Below are 16,085 nucleotides of genomic sequence, written 5' to 3' on the forward strand. Positions count from 1 at the left end.
CCCGATGCACGGGCTACCTCGCCGGTGGCGCCGGCGGCCCGAACGAGCGGCGCACCGTCTCGCCCCGCGACCCCAGCTTGCCGACCTTCTTGCCGTTGACCTGCACCGACACCGCGCCGGCGTCGCTGACCTCAAGGTCGACCCGGTTCGGTGCCCGCCAGGTGGATGTCATGCCGGGCTGCATCGTCCCGGCGAACAGGCTGCGCCCCTGGGCGTCGAGGACGTTGACGTAGGACGAGCGCTTGGCCTTGACCTGGACGACCACCTCGTTGGAGACGACGGTCGCGCTCGCCCTGGGCGGTGCCGGCTTGGCGCGCTGGTGCAGCTCGGCCGCCGGCGCGCCCTGGCCGGCGGAGATCTCCTCCACCGCGGCCGGGTGCGTCCCTCCGCCCATGACGCGGACCACGCCGAAGATCACGACGAGGCTGAGCACGACGCCCAGCCCCATCGACCAGGTGGGACCGCGCCGCTCGGCCGCCCGCAGCACGCGGTCGGTGCGGAAGACGCCGGCCATCTGCAGCGCGGGCGGGCGCCCGCCGTTGAACTCGTCGTAGCGTTGGACCATGGCCTCGGGATCGAGGCCGAGTGCTCTGGAGAGCGCCTTGATGTGCCCCCGCTCGTAGAAGTCGCCGCCGCACTGCGCGAACTCGTCGCGCTCGAAGGCGTTGATGATCGCCTCGCGAACGCGGGTGACCGCGCTGAGCTGCTCGACCGTCATGCCCGCCGACCGTCTCGCGGTGGACAGCATGGCTCCGACGCTCCGCCTGTCCGCGCCCTGTGCCGGCGCTTCCTGCTCCTGTGTGCTCTGGTCCTCCACGGCGCACGCCTCCCAGCCCCTGACGAACCGTAACCAGCCCTATTCAACCAGTAACCGTCCGGCAGGGGCGCACCGGGGTCACCCGCCGCGCAGGTCGGCCAGCAGAGCCGCCAGATCGTCGGGCTTGACGAGCACCTCACGGGCCTTGGAGCCCTCGCTGGGGCCCACCACGGAGCGGCTCTCCAGCAGGTCCATCAGCCGCCCGGCCTTGGCGAACCCGACGCGCAGCTTGCGCTGGAGCATCGAGGTGGAGCCGAACTGGGTCGTCACGATCAGCTCGGCCGCCTGGATCAGCAGCTCCAGGTCGTCGCCGATGTCCTCATCGATCTCCCGCTTGACGGGCGCGGCGGCCACGTCGTCGCGGTACTCGGCCTGCATCTGCGTCTTGCAGTGCGCGACGATCTCGGCGATCTCCTTCTCCGAGACGAACGCGTTCTGGATGCGGATGGGCTTGCTCGCGCCCATCGGCAGGAACAGCGCGTCGCCCTGGCCGACCAGCTTGTCGGCGCCGGGCTGGTCGAGGATGACCCGCGAGTCGGTGAGCGAGGAGACGGCGAAGGCCAGCCGGGAGGGCACGTTGGCCTTGATGAGACCGGTGACGACGTCCACGGAGGGCCGCTGGGTGGCGATGACCAGGTGGATGCCGGCGGCGCGGGCGAGCTGCGTGATGCGCACGATCGAGTCCTCGACGTCGCGCGGGGCCACCATCATGAGGTCGGCCAGCTCGTCCACGATCACCAGCAGGTACGGGTACGGCTGGTAGACCCGCTCACTGCCCGGCGGCGGCTGGAGCTTGCCGGCCCGCACCGCCTTGTTGAACTCGTCCACGTGCCGGAACCCGGAGGCCGCCAGGTCGTCGTAGCGGCGGTCCATCTCCCCCACGACCCATTCGAGGGCCTCGGCGGCCTTCTTGGGGTTGGTGATGATGGGCGTGATCAGGTGCGGGATGCCCTCGTACACCGAGAGCTCCACCCGCTTGGGGTCGACGAGCACCATGCGCACCTCGTCGGGGGTGGCGCGCATGAGGATCGAGGTGATGAGGCCGTTGACGCAGACGGACTTGCCCGCGCCGGTGGCGCCCGCGATGAGCAAATGGGGCATCTTGGCGAGGTTGGCCACGATCGTGCGGCCCTCGACGTCCTTGCCCAGCCCCACGATCATCGGGTGGTGGTCGGCCTGGGCCACCTGCGAGCGCAGCACGTCGCCGAGCGCCACCAGGTCCTTGTCGGCGTTCGGGATCTCCACCCCGATGGCCGACTTGCCGGGGATGGGCGACAGGATGCGGACGTCGGCGGACTTCACCGCGTACGCGATGTTCTTGGTGAGCGCGGTGACCTTCTCCACCTTCACGGCGGGCCCGAGCTCGATCTCGTAGCGGGTGACGGTCGGGCCGCGGGTGAAGCCGATCACCTGCGCGTCGATGGCGAACTGCTCCAGCACGCTGGTCAGCGCGTTGACCACGGTGGTGTTGGCCTTGGTCTGCGGCTTGGGCAGGCTGCCGGGCTTGAGGAACTGCAGGTCCGGCAGGCTGTACGGGCCGGCCTGCGGCGAGAGCACGAGCTGCTCGACCTTGCGCGGCGCGGGCGTCGGCTCCGGCGGCTCGGGCCGTCTGGCCGGCTCGGGCGCGGGCGGCTCCTCGTCCACCAGGCCCGGCACGATCTCCGGCGCGTGGTCGGCCCGCTTGTCCTGGTCGGACAGGACGGGCGTGTCGTACGGCGGCTCGCCCTCGCGCTCGGCGCCGGGCTCGGCGGGCTTGCGGACCCGCCGCTGTCGCCGGACCTCGGGCCTGGGGGCGCCGGCCGGGGCGGTGCCCCGCTGCTCGAACAGCAGGTGCCGCAGCTCCGACAGCCGCTCGGGGATGCGGTGGACCGGCGTGGCCGTGATCACGAGCACCCCGAAGCCGGACAGCATGAGCAGCAGCGGGATCGTGATCCACGAGGGCAGGATGCTCATGGGCGGGGCCGAGACGATGAACCCGATGAGGCCGCCCGCCTGGGAGACCCGGTCCATGCCGTCGTTGGCGGTGCCCGCGGGGTTGGGGTAGGGCACGTCGTTGGCCACGTGGATGACGCCGAGCACGCCGATCAGCAGCGCGCTCCAGCCGATCACCATGCGGCCGGTGTCGGCGTTCTGGTCGGGGTGGCGCAGGTACCGCCAGGCCAGCAGGCCGAACAGCAGCGGCAGCGCCCACGCCAGCGAGCCGAACATCGCGCGCACGACCACGTTGACCACGGTGGCGACCGTGCCCTCGGAGGCGCGCCAGGTCATCGCGGCCAGCACGATGGCGCCGGCCAGGACCGCGAGGCCCACGCCGTCGCGCCGGTGCGCCGGGTCGAGCTCGCGGGCGTTCTTGCCGAGCGCCCGCGCCGCGCCGCCGATGCCGTTGGCCACGAGCATCCACAGCCCGACGACGAGCTTGCCGATCATCGTGAAGACCCAGGTGATCGGGTCCTGATGGGTCAGGGACGCCTTGCGGGCCGACGATGATCCCCTGGCCCTCGGGCGCCCCGACGGCGTGGATCCCCGCTTCGCGGGGGCCGGGCGCGGCGTGGTCGACCGCTTCGCCGGCCCCTTCGATGCGCTTTTCGGCGTACGGGTGGCCATGATGCCAAAGGTACTTCCGAGACGGTGGCGAACGCACTCAGGCTCGCCGATGCCGTTCGCGAACGGGTGTAAGCCGGGCGTCAGGCCGGGAAGCGGTAGGTCGTGCTGGAGGTGAAGCGCTCCCCCGGCCGCAGCACCGTGGAGGGGAACTGCGACTGGTTGGGCGAGTCGGGGAAGTGCTGGGTCTCCAGGCAGAAGCCCGCGTGCGGCCCGAAGGGGGTGGCGACGCCGTCGAGCATGCCGCCGGCGTAGAACTGCACGCCCGGCTCCGTGGTGGTGACCTCCATGGTCAGGCCGACGGCCGGCTCGACGACGCGCATGCCGCCGGATCCGTCCAGCACGAAGCAGTGGTCGTAGGCGCCGTCGAGGCGGGCGCCGATGGCGTGGGGCGTGGTGAAGTCGAACGGCGTGCCCTTGACGGGGGCGAGGTCACCGGTCGGGATCTTGTCGTCGTCGACCGGCAGGTAGTGCTCGGCGCCGATCTCGATCTCGTGGCCGAGGACGTCGCCACGGCCGGCGCCGGCCAGGTTGAAGTAGGAGTGGTTGGTGAGGTTGAGCACCGTGGGCGCGTCGGTCTCGGCGGTGTAGTCGATGCGCAGCGCGTCGCCGTCGGCGGTGTAGGTGACGGAGGCGGTGAGCGTGCCCGGGTAGCCCTGGTCGCCGTCGGGGCTGGTCAGGGTGAGCGTCACGGAGGAGCCGGTGGCCTCGGCGACCGTCCACACCTTGCGGTCGAAGCCCTCGACGCCGCCGTGCAGGCTGCTGGGCCCGTTGTTGCGGGGCAGGGTGTAGGCGACCCCGTCGAGGGTGAACGCGGCGCCGGCGATGCGGTTGCCGTACCTGCCGACGACCGCGCCGAAGTAGCGGCTGCGGGTCAGGTAGTCCTCGAGCGTGTCGAGTCCGAGCACCACGTTGACGCCGGACACCTCCAAGGACTGGAGCACGGCGCCGTAGCTGAGCACGGCCGCGCGCAGCCGCCCCGAGGTCAGCTCGAAGCGCTCGACGCGCTCGCCCGACGGCAGTGTTCCGAACATCATGTGTGTGCCTCTCCCGTGGACTCTCGGACGATCAGGGTGGTCTCCAGCATCGTGACACCCGTGGCCCCCTCGGAGTCGACCGACTGCAGCAGCATGTCGACGGCGATGCGCCCGGCGGCGGCGGTGGGCATGGCGATGGTGGTGAGCTTGGGACGGCCGAGCCGGCCGGCCACGATGTCGTCCACGCCGATCACGCTGATGTCGCGCGGCACCTCGGCCCCGCGCTCGGACAGCCCCTCGATCAGGCCGATGGCGACCAGGTCGTTGTAGGCGAGGACGCCGGTGGCGCCCGAGGCCAGCACGTCGGCGGCGGCGGCCAGGCCACCCAGCTCGGTCGGCGGGTTGGGGCCGAGGAAGACGACGTCCACCTCGCTCATCGCGGCGGCCGCCTCCTGCATCTCCTTGCTGGTCCAGGAGCCGCTGGGGCCGGTGACGACGGCCAGGCGGCGGTGCCCCAGCTCCGTCAGGTGCTCGACGGCGAGCCGGGCCCCGCGCCCCACGTCCATGAGCACCGTGGGCATGCCCCGGACGCGCCGGTTGACCAGGACGAAGGGGATCTCCTCGCGCAGGCGCTCTATCGTCCTGTTGGTCAGGCGCGGGCTGCACAGCAGGACGCCGTCCACCTGCTTGGTGAGGGTCTGGATCAGATCCTCCTCCGCCTTGGGATCCTCGTCGGTGTCGGCCACGAACACGTGGTAGTCGCGCAGCCGTGCCTGGGCCTGGGCGGCCTTGATGAGCGGCGGGAAGAAGGGGTTGGCGATGTCGGCCACGATGAGGCCGAGGTTGTGGGTGCGGCCGGTGGTCAGCGCGCGGGCGGCGCGGTTGGGCCGGTAGCCCAGGTCCTCGGCGACGGCCAGCACGCGGGTGCGGGTCTCCGGGTTGACCAGGTGGGGCGCGGAGAAGGAACGTGACACCGTGGAGACGTGGACGCCGGAAGCGCGTGCCACGTCGCGAATCGTCACCGCCACGCCTGGCCTCCTCCGACCACAGCTTGTACTTTAGTGCAAGCGTTTGTATCGCTGTCAATGCGTCGTCGCCGCCCGGGAGGGACCGCCGGCGCACCACCCTATCCCCTATGTTCCCCCAAGTGGGAGGGGAGGGCGCGCCTCCGCCGCTTGACGTTGCCGGAACGAAACCTCAATACTTTTTGCAACCGGTTGCCGAACGCGAACCCCAGGAGTGGTGAAAGATCCGATGACACGAACACTGGTGACCGGGAGCGCCGGCCGGCTAGGGCGCAGCGTGGTCGCCACATTGGCGCAGGCCGGTCACGAGGTGATCGGCGTCGACGTCGTGCCGGGCACCCCGCCGGAGGCGGCGTCCACCCTGCCCGCCGACCTCACCGACCTCGGCCAGGCCTACGACGTGCTCGCCCGCTTCCGCCCGGACGTGGTGGTCCACCTGGCCGCCATCGCCACCCCGTTCAGCCGGCCCGAGGGCGTCATCTACCGGACCAACACCCAGCTCGCCTTCAACGTCTGCGAGGCGGCGAGCAACACCGGGGTCGGCCGCGTGGTCATCGCCAGCAGCCCGACCGTCATCGGCTACGGCGCGCCCCGCGGCTGGGCGCCGCGCTACCTGCCGATCGACGAGGAGCACCCGGCCGAGCCGTGGAACGCCTACAGCCTGTCGAAGCTGGTGGCCGAGCAGACCATGGCCGCCTTCGCGCGCGACTCCGAGACGAGGTTCGCGGCCGTGCGGCCGTGCTTCGTGGTGGCACCGGAGGAGTGGGCGGGCGCGCCGACCCAGTCCGGCCACACCATCGCGGAACGGCTGGACCGGCCGGAGATCGCCGGGGTGTCGCTGTTCAACTACATCGACGCGCGCGACGCCTCGGACATGCTGTCCGTCCTGATCGACCGGATGTGGGACATCCCGAACGGCGAGGTGTTCTTCGCCGGAGCCGCCGACGCCCTCGCCCGTGAGCCCCTGGCGGAGCTGCTGCCCGCCGTCAACCCCGCCACCGCGGCCACCGCCGCCGCGCTGACCGGCACCGCCCCCGCCTTCACCTCGGCCAAGGCCGAGCGGCTGCTGGGCTGGACCCCCAAGCGCGACTGGCGAACCGAACTGGAGATCGGATGAACCTCAGCGGGATCCTCTTCTTCCCGGTAACGCCGTTCGACGCGGCCGGGCGCCTGGCCGAGGAGGTGCTGGCCGAGCACATCAGGCGCGGGCTCGCGCACCGGCCGGGCGGGGTGTTCGTGGCGTGCGGCACCGGCGAGTTCCCCGCCCTGTCGGAGGCCGAGCACGAGGCCGCCGTGCAGGTGGCCGTCAAGACGGCGCGGGGCGAGGCGCCGGTGGTCGCCGGCGCGGGCGGGCCGCTCGGCTCGGCGCTGCGCCAGGCCCGCGCGGCCCGTGACGCGGGCGCCGACGGCCTGCTGCTCATGCCGCCGTACCTGGCCGTGGGGCCGCGCGAGGGCTACACCGCCTACGTGCGCGCGGTCGCCGAGGTGCTGCCGGTGATCATCTACATGCGCGGGTCGGTGGTGCTCACCCCCGAGCAGGTGGTGGAGCTGGCCCGGATCCCCGGCGTGGTGGGCCTGAAGGACGGCCTGGGCGACATCGACCTCATCCAGCGGATCGTGCTGGCCGTACGCCGCGAGATCGGCCCGGACTTCGCGTTCTTCAACGGGCTGCCGACGGCCGAGCTGACCATGGGGGCCTACCGGGGCATCGGCGTGGAGCTCTACTCCTCGGCGGTCTTCGCGTTCGCGCCGGAGATCGCCACCGCTTTCCTCGCCGGCGCCGGCGACCTGCTCACCGAGTTCTACGAGCCGCTCGTCCGGCTGCGCTCCAAGGTCCCGGGGTACGCCGTGTCGCTGGTCAAGGCCGGGGTGCGGCTGACCGGCCTGGACGCCGGCCCGGTGCGGCCCCCGCTGGTGGACGCCGCGCCGGAGCACGTGGCCGAGCTGGAGGAGCTCATCCGGCGGGGCAAGGAGGTGGCGGCGGCCCATGATTCGTGACCTGCGTGTGAGCGCCCGCACGGCCGCCCTGCCGCGGCCGTGGGGGCCGGACGTGCCCGCCAACCACGTGCTGGTGGTCGAGGTGGTCCTGGACGACGGGCGGACCGGCACGGGCTTCTCCTGGACGCCGCAGATCGGGGCGCGGGCCGTCCAGGCGTTGCTGGAGCACGACATCCGGGAGGCGGTGATCGGCCTCGACCCGCACCCGGAGGTGGTGTGGGACCGCCTCTGGCGGCACCTGCGCGAGGCCGGACCGGGCGGCGTCACCACGGTCGCCCTCGCGGGCGTGGACCTCGCGCTGTGGGACCTGCGCTGCGGCGGGCGCGGGATCGTGGACGTGCTGGGCCGGCGCAGGGACACCGTGCCGGTCTACGGCAGCGGCGTCAACCTGCACTACACGCTGGAGGAGCTGGTCGCGCAGGCCGAGCGGTGGAAGGCGGCCGGCTACCCGGCCGTCAAGATGAAGGTCGGCCGGCCCGACCTGAGCGAGGACGTCGAGCGGGTGGCCGCGGTCCGCGAGGTCGTCGGGCCGGGCACGCTGCTGATGATCGACGCCAACCAGCGCTGGGACCTGCACCGGGCCCGCCGCGCGGTCGACGCGCTGGCCCCGTACGGGCTGCACTGGCTGGAGGAGCCGCTGCCGGCCGACGACGTGGCCGCGCACGTGGAGCTGCGCCGGTCGGTGGACGTGCCGATCGCGGTCGGCGAGAACGTCTACACCGTCTACGGCTTCCGTGACCTGCTGACCGCGGGCGCCTGCGACGTGGTCCAGCCCAACGTGGTCCGGGTGGGCGGCATCACGCCGTTCCTGCGGATCACCGAGCTGGCCCGGGCGTTCGACGTGCCCGTCTATCCGCACCTGCTGCCCGACCTGTCGGCGCAGCTCGCGCTCACGCTGCCGCTGCCGTGCATGGCCGAGGAGGTCGAGGACGCCTCGTTCGCGGCCCTCGGGTTGCTGGAGGAGCCGTACCCCGTCCGGGTCTCGGGTGGGAAGCTGAGCGTCGGAGAGCACCGGGGCCTCGGGCTCCGCTGGAGGTGAGCATGCGCGTCGTCCTGGCGGGCACCCGGGGATTCGGGGCCCATTACCTGGAGCGGCTGCGGCACATGAGGGACGTGGTCGAGCTGGCCGGCGTCTGCGACACCGTGCCGCCGGAGCCGGGAGCGCTCGACGGGCTCGGCCCCGGCGACGCCGCGCCCGAGTTCTCCACGGACCTGCCGGAGCTGATCAAGCGGACCGGCGCGGAGATCGCGATCCTGGCGACGCCCATCCCGACGCACGCCGAGCTGACGCTGGCCGCGCTGGCGGCGGGGGCGCACGTGCTGGTGGAGAAGCCGACGGCGGCCACGCTGGCCGACTTCGACCGGATGGAGCGCGCCGCCGCCGAGTCGGGGCTCGCCTGCCAGGTGGGGTTCCAGAGCCTCGGCTCGGCGGCGGTCCCGGCGGTGCGCGGCATGATCGCCGAGGGCGTCATCGGCCGCGGCACCGGGATCGGCGTGGCCGGCTCGTGGCCGCGGCCCGCGTCCTACTTCACGCGCAGCGCGTGGGCGGGCCGGCGGCGGCTCGACGGCGTGGACGTCGTGGACGGCGCGCTGACCAACCCGTTCGCCCACGCGCTGGCGACCGCCCTGGCGGTGGCCGGGACCGAGGGGCGCGGCGCCGTCGCCTCGGTCGAGACGGAGCTGTTCCACGCCAACGCCATCGAGTCGGACGACACCTCCGCGGTCCGGGTCACCACGGCCGGCGGGCCGCCGATCGTGGCCGCCGTGACGCTGTGCGCCGCCGAGCGGGACGAGCCGTACGTGGTCGTCCACGGCGAGCGGGGACGGATCACGCTCAGGTACACGCTGGACGAGGTCCAGGTGGACGACGGGCCCGTGCGGCGGTTCGGCCGGACGGACCTGCTGCGCAACCTGGTGGACCACGTCCGCTCCGGGGAGCCGCTGCTCGTGCCCATCGGCAGGACCGGGGCGTTCATGGAGGTGCTGGAGGCCATCCGGCTCGCCCCCGACCCGCTGCCGATCGCCGACGAGCACCAGGACCGCTCCGGCGAGGGCCGGGTGCTGCCGGGCGTCGCCGGGCTGGTGGACGCCTGCGCGGACCGGCTCGCGCTGTTCTCCGAGGTGGGCGCGCCCTGGGCCGTGCCGCTGGTCGCCGGGGGCGGGGTCGTCGCCGAGTACGTGACGCGTCCCGGCCTGCCGCTCACCGAGTCGCCCCGGCCGTACCTGCATCCGGTGCGCACGCTCGGGGGCGTCGTCGTGACCGAGGTGCGGCCGCAGGACCACCCGCACCACCTGGGCGCCGGCGTGGCCGTGACGGACGTGGGCGGGCGCAACTTCTGGGGCGGGCGCACCTTCGTCCGCGACCAGGGGCCGACCTGGCTCGACAACCACGGCGTCCAGCGGCACGTGGAGTTCACCGGCCGCGACCGGGCAGGGTTCGCCGAGACGCTGCTGTGGGAGCGGCCGGGCGAGGACCCGGTCGTGCGCGAGGAGCGGACGGCGCGGGCGGTCCCGCTGTCGCGGGGCTGGGCGCTGCGCTTCTCCTTCACGCTGCGCAACCTCACCGGCTCGCCGCTGACGATCCAGAGCTCGGCCACCAAGGGCCGGGCCGGAGCAGGGTACGGCGGGTTCTTCTGGCGGGCTCCCGCCGGCTCGCCGGGGCTGGGGGTCTTCACCGGGGAGGCCGAGGGCGAGCAGGCCGTGCACGGGTCGCGGGCGCCGTGGCTGGCGCTGTCGTCGGAGGACTGGACACTGGTGTTCGCCCAGGAGGACGACCCGTGGTTCGTGCGGGTCGCGGAGTACCCCGGGGTGGGCACGGCGCTGGCCTGGGACACGCCGCTGGTCTTCGGCGACGTGCTGGCCCGCCGGGTCACCGTGGTCGTCGCCGACGGCCGCCTGGCGCCCGGCGAGGTCCCGGATCTGGTGACCGAGGCGACGGCCTGAGCGTCGTTGGCGGCGACCGCGGGCTCAGGCCGCCAGGTGCCGCGACAGCCAGGCGAAGGCGTGCTCCTGCATGGGCAGGGTGAAGGCGTGCGGGGCGTCGAAGAAGACGCCCTCGTAGCCGCCCTCCGGGTACGCGCGGGAGATGATCTCGTGGGCCCGGCGCATCCCGGCGGGCGGGAACAGCTCGTCCCGCTCGCCGTACAGGACCAGGAGCGGCTCCGGAGCGCGTGCGGCCGCCAGTGACGGCCAGTCGCACACCCGCGACAGGCCGGGCGGGTAGAGCATCCACGTGTGCGACGCGACGTGGCGGTCGAGCAGGTCGCGGTAGGACGCCATCATGGCCGCGACGGCGACCGCCCGAATGCCGGGGTCGAACGCGCCGAGCAGCGCGGCGCGCAGGCCGCCGCCCGACAGCCCTACGCACCCCACCGGGCCGACGTCCGAGCGTGCCCGCAGGTAGGCCGCGGCGGCCAGGTCCTCCCCCGCCACCGCGCCCGCCAGCGACGTGCCGAGCAGCGTGCAGTACTTCTCCAGCAGGTGCTCGTGCTGCGCCGCCGCCCGGTCGTAGCGGTCGGCCTCGGACAGCCCCTCAGGGCCGCCCCCGGCGGCCAGCGCCGCCACGGGCTCGGGCATGGCTTCCAGCGGGAAGCGGCGGCTGCCCCAGCCGAGGACGTCGTGGACGAGCACGGCGAACCCCTGCCGGGCCAGGTCGTCGGCGTAGGCCCGGCCGTCGTAGATCCGGCCGCGCAGCCGCGCGACCTCGGGCGACGCCGGCTCGGGGCCGTCGGCGATCTTCTCCTTACCGGCGAACTTCATGCCCGCGTGGCAGTGCAGCGCGACGACGCCCGGCAGCGGGCCGGTCGCGCCGCGCGGCCTGAGCAGGTACGCCCGGGTGCGCGGGCCGTAGCCGAGCGACCAGGACAGCTCCTCGCCGTCGAGGTCGCCCGCGGTCCAGGACCGTTCCACGCGCACGTCGTCCGCGGCCAGGTCGAGCACGCCGATCGCGTCGCGGGCGGCGCGCCGCAGCGCGGGACCCGGGGCGGCCTCGGGGAACAGGCCGCGCCCGCGCGCGGCCACCTCGGCCAGCCCGGAGAACTCCCCGAGGTGGCGCAGCGCCGGCGCCTGCCCCGATCCCCGCTCAGGCATCGGCCAGGCTGGTGCCGTCCTCGCTGAGGGCGACGGGCAGGCCGGTCGCGGCCGAGCGGTTGGCGGCGACGCCGACCAGCACGCTGCGGATGCCGTCGCGATAGCCGGCCGGGCGGCCGAGCGGGTCGTCCCCGGGGCCGCGGAAGACGTCGTTCAGCAGCAGCCGGTCGCCGCCGCCGTGGCCGCCCGCGCCCCGCTCGATCGGGACCTCCTCCGCCTGCTGCCAGTGGCGGTGCAGGACGAGCCGCTCCCAGGAGCCCGCGGCGTGCTCCTTGCTCGCGGCGCTCGGGTCGATGGCGGCCTGCGGCGGGGTCCACGACCGCTCGCACACCTCCAGCTCGATGCGGCCTTCGGTGCCGTTGAAGACCACGCGGTAGCCCTCGTAGGGGGCGTGCGCGGTGAGCGAGTAGGTGAGGATCGCGCGGTTGGCGTAGCGGACCAGCACCGACATGGTGTCGTCGATGGTCACGCCGTCGGCGAAGACGTCCTGGTCGCGGATGTAGCCGTCCTCGTGCTCGGCGTCGAGGTAGAGGCGCTTGAGCCGGGGGTCGGCCGAGATGTCGAGCAGGAACGGGTCGGTGCCGAGGCCCGGCGCGCCGTGCGAGCGCTCGGGGCGCTCGCCCCGAGGCAGGGCCGTGCCGTAGAAGCGCAGGTCGGCCTGGGCGAACACGAGGCGGGGCGCGGCGGCGAGCCACCAGTTGACCAGGTCGAAGTGGTGGGTGGACTTGTGGACGAGCAGGCCGCCCGAGTTGGCGCGGTCGCGGTGCCAGCGGCGGAAGTAGTCGGCGCCGTGGATGGTGTCGAGGGCCCAGTCGAAGTGGACCGAGGTGACCTCGCCGATGGCGCCCTCGCTGATGAGGCGCTTCACCGCGGAGTTGCGCGGGGAGTAGCGGTAGTTGAAGGTGACCACCAGCCGGCCCGTGGCCCGCCCGGCCGCCTCCGCGATCGCGGCGGCGCTCTCGGCGTCGACGGTGAGCGGCTTCTCCACGATGACGTCCTTGCCGGCGTCCAGGGCGGCGCAGACGTAGCGGGCGTGGGTGGCGTCGACCGTGGCGACGATGACCGTGTCGGCCAGGTCGAGCAGCTTGCCGAACTCGTCGGGGGCGAAGCAGGGCACCTCGCGGCCGATGCGCTCGACGTAGTAGGCCATGCGGGTCCGGTTGGTGTCGCAGAGACCGGCGATGGTCCCCGCGTCGCTCCAGTCGCCCAGCAGCGCGTCCACGTACATCTGGGCGCGGTGGCCGAGGCCGACGAAAGCGTACCTGGTGCTCAACGTGCTCTCCCCGAGATTCGAGATGAGGGGCTGGGGGCGCTCGTCCCCCAGCCCGCGGTGCTGTGACCGCCCCCTCGTGGGACGGTCAGGAAACCGGCGTCAGCCGGCGATGGCGGCGTTCGCCTCGGACAGGAACTTCTGGGCGCCCGCGTCCGGCGTGGTCTTGCCGAAGAGGACCTCGTCGGTGTTGCGCTTGAGGATGTCCTCCATCTGGAGGGCGCCCTTCGGCGGGGCGCTGATCGGGCTCAGCTCGCCCTTGATCTCGTCGATGAAGGCGAGTGTCCGCTGGTCGACCGGGGGCAGCTTGTCCTTGACGGCGGCCAGCACCTTGGCGTTGGTGGGCAGGCCGCGGTCGCTCAGCAGGATGGAGGCGGCGTCCGGGTCGTTGACCAGGAAGTCGATCAGCTTGGCGGCCTCGGCCGGGTGCTCGGACTTGGCGGAGCCGGTGTAGTACATGGCCGGCTGGAGGAACATGCCGGCGCTGGTGGCGCCCTTTTCCTTGGGCATGCGCAGCAGCGAGAGCTCCTGGCCGGACGCCTTGGACAGGGCGTTGAGCTGGTTGCTCCACCACATGCCCATCGCGCCGGTGTTGGTGGCCAGCAGCGACTGCTCGGGGCCGGCGGTGAGCAGCTCGGCGCTCTTGGCGGGCTCGGGAGCCGCCTTGGCCTGGATGAGCTGCTGGCTGATGTTCCACCACGCCTTGATGGTGTCGACGGAGACGCCGATCTTGTTGCCGTCGTAGAACTTCTCACCGCGCTGGGCGGCGAAGATCTGCAGCCACGCCGGGTTGGGGTTGTACTCGGCGCCCATCACGTTGCCGCCCGAGCCCGACACCTGCTTGGCCAGGTTGATCCAGTCGTCCCAGGTCCAGCTCTTGTCGTCGGGCAGCTTCTGCTTGGCCTTCTCCAGCACGGAGGGGTTGGCCAGCATGGAGAAGGCGTTGACGCCGGTGGGGATGGCGTACTGCTTGCCGTCCACCTGGCCACTGCTGAGCACCTGCTGGTCGAGGTCGGCGGAGGGCACCTTGCCGGCCAGGTCCGCCAGCGCGCCGCGCCCGGCGTACTCGCTGAGCCCGCGGATCTCGATGCTCATGACGTCGGGGGCGTCGTTGGCCGCCACCTTGGTCGCCAGCTTCTCGTAGTAGCTGTCCCAGTTGGAGAAGTCGCCCTCGACGTCGATCGTCGGGTTCTTCTCCTCGAACTTCTTCAGGGCCTGCTCGGTGAGCTTCTGGCGGGCGTCGCTGCCCCAGTAGGAGAAGACGATCTTCGTCTTGTCGCCGGAGCCGCCGCTGTCGCCGCCGCTGCCACCGCCACACGCGCTCGCCGCCGTCATCACGGCCGCCGTCATGACGGCAACCGTCCACATCTTCTTACGAGAGCCGAGACTCACAGCTCTACCTCCTCTAGGAGAATGCGGGGGGTGAATCGGCTACTTGAGGCCGGTGGTAGCCACACCGCGGATCAGGTACTTCTGTCCAGCCAGGAAGAACCCGAAAATGGGCCCGAGTGACACGATCGACATCGCGAACATCGGTCCCCACGACGACTCCCCGCTCGAGTCCAGGAACTGGCGGAGGGCGACGGCCACCGTGAGGTTATCGCTGTTCGTCAGATACAGGTTCTGGCTAAAGAAGTCATTCCACGTCCAGATAAAGGTGAAAATGCCGGTCGTGGCGAGCGCGGGTACGCACAGCGGAAGGATCACCTGCAGGAACACGCGCCAGTAGCCCGCGCCGTCGATCGCGGCGGCCTCGTCGAGCTCTCGTGGAAGGGTCCGGATGAACTGCACCATCAGGAAGATGAAGAACGCGTCCGTCGCCAGGAACTTCGGCACGATCAGCGGCCAGATCGTGTTGATCCAGTCCAGCTTCGAGAACACGATGTACTGCGGCACGACCGTGACGTGGTGCGGCAGCATGATCGAGCCCAGCATGACCGCGAACCACAGCTTCTTCAGGGGGAAGTTCAGCCGGGCGAACGCGTAGGCGGCCAGCGAGCAGGCGACCAGGTTCGCCAGGACGCTCAGACCGGTGATGACGGCGGAGTTCCACAGGTAGTAGCCGAACGAGTGCTTGAGCGCGTTCCAGCCCTCGCTGTAGTTGTCCAGCGTGACGGTGCTCGGCAGCAGCCCCGGCTCCCGGAAGATCAGCTCCTCGGGCTTGAGCGAGCTGGAGATCATCCACAGCAGCGGGTACAGCATCACCAGGCCGAAGCCCGCGAGCATGAGGTGCTTGAGCAGGCGGCCGCCCCTCATCGGGCGGAAGAGGAACGGGACCGCGTTACTTCGTGTCGCCATAGAAGACCCAATACTTCGACGCGAGGAAATTCACGCCGGTCAGGCCGGCGATGATGAGCAGGAGCACCCAGGCCATGGCGGCCGCGTAGCCCATCTCGTAGCTCTTGAAGCCCTTGAGGTAGAGATAGAGGGTGTAGAAGAGCGTGGAGTCGACCGGCCCGCCGTTTCCGCCGCTCACGATGAACGACTGGGTGAACGACTGGAACGACTTGATGACCTCCAGCACGAGGTTGAAGAAGATGATCGGCGTCAGCAGCGGCAGCGTGATCGACCGGAACTGGCGCAGCCGGCTCGCCCCGTCCACCGAGGCGGCCTCGTAGTAGCTCTGCGGGATCTGCCGCAGGCCGGCCAGGAAGATGACCATCGGCGCGCCGAACGTCCACACGTGCAGGAGGATCAGCGTGCCGAGCGCCGTGTCGGGGCTGGACACCCAGCCGGGCCCCTCGATCCCGAAGATCGCGAGCACCGCGTTGAACAGGCCGTCGACGCCGAACAGCTTGCGCCACAGGATGGCGATGGCGACGCTGCCGCCCAGCAGCGAGGGCAGGTAGTAGACCGAGCGGTAGAACGGCAGCCCGCGCAGGCCCCGGTCCAGGGCGAGGGCCAGGAGGAGCGCGAAGGCGAGCTGCAGGGGCACCGACACGACGACGTAGATCGTGGTCACCTTCAGCGAGGTGAGGAACCGGTCGTCCTGGGTGAACATCTTGACGTAGTTGTCGGCCCCGACCCACGAGCCCTCCTCCAGGAGGCTGTAGTCGGTGAACGACAGGTACAGCGAGGCCAGGATGGGCCCCACGGTGATGACGAACAGCCCCACGAACCAGGGGGCGAGGAAGACGTAGGCCGTCAGGGCCTCACGCTTCCGGTGAGCGTTCACCGCCGGTTTCTGCCGGCGGCCCGGCCGTGGCGGCACGGGCGTGAGCACACGTTCCGGGGTTACGGACAGCGAATCAGACATGGATTCATGCATCCCTCATTCCAGGGCCTCCCCGGCACGGCGGGATCGGATA

13 protein-coding genes are annotated in these 16,085 nt (G+C 71.9%); 4 read left to right on the forward strand and 9 right to left on the reverse strand.

The genetic code is table 11. The annotated features are described in order from the left end of the window. Nucleotides 1-13: 13 nt before the first annotated feature. The 4 genes from MTP10_RS17310 to MTP10_RS17325 all read right to left on the reverse strand — a co-directional run bounded on the left by MTP10_RS17310 (nucleotide 14) and on the right by MTP10_RS17325 (nucleotide 5,423). A complete protein-coding gene (locus tag MTP10_RS17310) occupies nucleotides 14-748 on the reverse strand; it encodes a helix-turn-helix domain-containing protein (protein ID WP_310710481.1) in 735 nt (244 codons plus the stop codon). Between the two features lie 147 nt (nucleotides 749-895). Then, nucleotides 896-3,244, reverse strand: a complete 2,349-nt coding sequence (locus MTP10_RS17315; RefSeq protein WP_397203614.1) for a DNA translocase FtsK 4TM domain-containing protein — start codon at nucleotides 3,242-3,244, stop codon at nucleotides 896-898. Between the two features lie 257 nt (nucleotides 3,245-3,501). Beyond that, entirely contained in the window at nucleotides 3,502-4,455 is a 954-nt protein-coding gene (locus MTP10_RS17320) for an aldose epimerase family protein (protein WP_310710483.1), read from the reverse strand. Further along, complete coding sequence (locus tag MTP10_RS17325; protein ID WP_310710484.1) at nucleotides 4,452-5,423, reverse strand: LacI family DNA-binding transcriptional regulator; 972 nt, start codon at nucleotides 5,421-5,423, stop codon at nucleotides 4,452-4,454. Before MTP10_RS17325 ends, MTP10_RS17320 begins: the two co-directional genes overlap by 4 nt. A gap of 226 nt (nucleotides 5,424-5,649) precedes the next feature. On the opposite strand from MTP10_RS17325, the gene MTP10_RS17330 reads away from it, so the two are divergent. The 4 genes from MTP10_RS17330 to MTP10_RS17345 are packed head-to-tail and all read left to right on the forward strand — an operon-like array spanning nucleotide 5,650 to nucleotide 10,361. Beyond that, the gene (locus MTP10_RS17330; RefSeq protein WP_310710485.1) at nucleotides 5,650-6,537 is read left to right on the forward strand and encodes an NAD(P)-dependent oxidoreductase; all 888 of its coding nucleotides are present in this window, start codon (nucleotides 5,650-5,652) and stop codon (nucleotides 6,535-6,537) included. Next, nucleotides 6,534-7,418: a 5-dehydro-4-deoxyglucarate dehydratase gene (locus MTP10_RS17335; RefSeq protein ID WP_310710486.1), complete on the forward strand. Its 885-nt coding sequence runs from the start codon at nucleotides 6,534-6,536 to the stop codon at nucleotides 7,416-7,418. Before MTP10_RS17330 ends, MTP10_RS17335 begins: the two co-directional genes overlap by 4 nt. Then, complete coding sequence (locus MTP10_RS17340; protein WP_310710487.1) at nucleotides 7,408-8,457, forward strand: mandelate racemase/muconate lactonizing enzyme family protein; 1,050 nt, start codon at nucleotides 7,408-7,410, stop codon at nucleotides 8,455-8,457. Before MTP10_RS17335 ends, MTP10_RS17340 begins: the two co-directional genes overlap by 11 nt. A gap of 2 nt (nucleotides 8,458-8,459) precedes the next feature. Beyond that, a complete protein-coding gene (locus tag MTP10_RS17345) occupies nucleotides 8,460-10,361 on the forward strand; it encodes a DUF6807 family protein (RefSeq protein ID WP_310710488.1) in 1,902 nt (633 codons plus the stop codon). 24 nt (nucleotides 10,362-10,385) lie between these two features. Here the strand turns inward: MTP10_RS17345 and MTP10_RS17350 are convergent, their stop codons facing one another. The 5 genes from MTP10_RS17350 to MTP10_RS17370 all read right to left on the reverse strand — a co-directional run bounded on the left by MTP10_RS17350 (nucleotide 10,386) and on the right by MTP10_RS17370 (nucleotide 16,033). Next, the gene (locus MTP10_RS17350; RefSeq protein ID WP_310710489.1) at nucleotides 10,386-11,507 is read right to left on the reverse strand and encodes a hypothetical protein; all 1,122 of its coding nucleotides are present in this window, start codon (nucleotides 11,505-11,507) and stop codon (nucleotides 10,386-10,388) included. Continuing rightward, complete coding sequence (locus MTP10_RS17355) at nucleotides 11,500-12,780, reverse strand: Gfo/Idh/MocA family oxidoreductase (RefSeq protein WP_310710490.1); 1,281 nt, start codon at nucleotides 12,778-12,780, stop codon at nucleotides 11,500-11,502. Before MTP10_RS17355 ends, MTP10_RS17350 begins: the two co-directional genes overlap by 8 nt. Nucleotides 12,781-12,879: 99 nt before the next feature. After that, nucleotides 12,880-14,127, reverse strand: coding sequence for an extracellular solute-binding protein (locus MTP10_RS17360; protein WP_310710491.1), 1,248 nt, complete (start codon nucleotides 14,125-14,127; stop codon nucleotides 12,880-12,882). An 81-nt stretch (nucleotides 14,128-14,208) separates the two neighbouring features. Continuing rightward, nucleotides 14,209-15,075: a carbohydrate ABC transporter permease gene (locus MTP10_RS17365; RefSeq protein ID WP_310710492.1), complete on the reverse strand. Its 867-nt coding sequence runs from the start codon at nucleotides 15,073-15,075 to the stop codon at nucleotides 14,209-14,211. After that, complete coding sequence (locus MTP10_RS17370; RefSeq protein WP_310710493.1) at nucleotides 15,059-16,033, reverse strand: sugar ABC transporter permease; 975 nt, start codon at nucleotides 16,031-16,033, stop codon at nucleotides 15,059-15,061. Before MTP10_RS17370 ends, MTP10_RS17365 begins: the two co-directional genes overlap by 17 nt. Nucleotides 16,034-16,085: the final 52 nt, after the last annotated feature.

This window comes from Nonomuraea sp. 3-1Str, assembly GCF_031570565.1.
GTDB lineage: Bacteria > Actinomycetota > Actinomycetes > Streptosporangiales > Streptosporangiaceae > Nonomuraea.

What these genes read in the sequence shown, in the direction of transcription:
- MTP10_RS17310 (WP_310710481.1), bottom strand. Translation starts at nt 748, where the DNA reads ATGCTGTCCACCGCGAGACGGTCGGCGGGCATGACGGTCGAGCAGCTC.
- MTP10_RS17315 (WP_397203614.1), bottom strand. Translation starts at nt 3,244, where the DNA reads ATGATCGGCAAGCTCGTCGTCGGGCTGTGGATGCTCGTGGCCAACGGC.
- MTP10_RS17320 (WP_310710483.1), bottom strand. Translation starts at nt 4,455, where the DNA reads ATGATGTTCGGAACACTGCCGTCGGGCGAGCGCGTCGAGCGCTTCGAG.
- MTP10_RS17330 (WP_310710485.1), top strand. Translation starts at nt 5,650, where the DNA reads ATGACACGAACACTGGTGACCGGGAGCGCCGGCCGGCTAGGGCGCAGC.
- MTP10_RS17335 (WP_310710486.1), top strand. Translation starts at nt 6,534, where the DNA reads ATGAACCTCAGCGGGATCCTCTTCTTCCCGGTAACGCCGTTCGACGCG.
- MTP10_RS17340 (WP_310710487.1), top strand. Translation starts at nt 7,408, where the DNA reads ATGATTCGTGACCTGCGTGTGAGCGCCCGCACGGCCGCCCTGCCGCGG.
- MTP10_RS17345 (WP_310710488.1), top strand. Translation starts at nt 8,460, where the DNA reads ATGCGCGTCGTCCTGGCGGGCACCCGGGGATTCGGGGCCCATTACCTG.
- MTP10_RS17350 (WP_310710489.1), bottom strand. Translation starts at nt 11,507, where the DNA reads ATGCCTGAGCGGGGATCGGGGCAGGCGCCGGCGCTGCGCCACCTCGGG.
- MTP10_RS17360 (WP_310710491.1), bottom strand. Translation starts at nt 14,127, where the DNA reads ATGACGGCGGCCGTGATGACGGCGGCGAGCGCGTGTGGCGGTGGCAGC.
- MTP10_RS17365 (WP_310710492.1), bottom strand. Translation starts at nt 15,075, where the DNA reads ATGGCGACACGAAGTAACGCGGTCCCGTTCCTCTTCCGCCCGATGAGG.
- MTP10_RS17370 (WP_310710493.1), bottom strand. Translation starts at nt 16,033, where the DNA reads ATGTCTGATTCGCTGTCCGTAACCCCGGAACGTGTGCTCACGCCCGTG.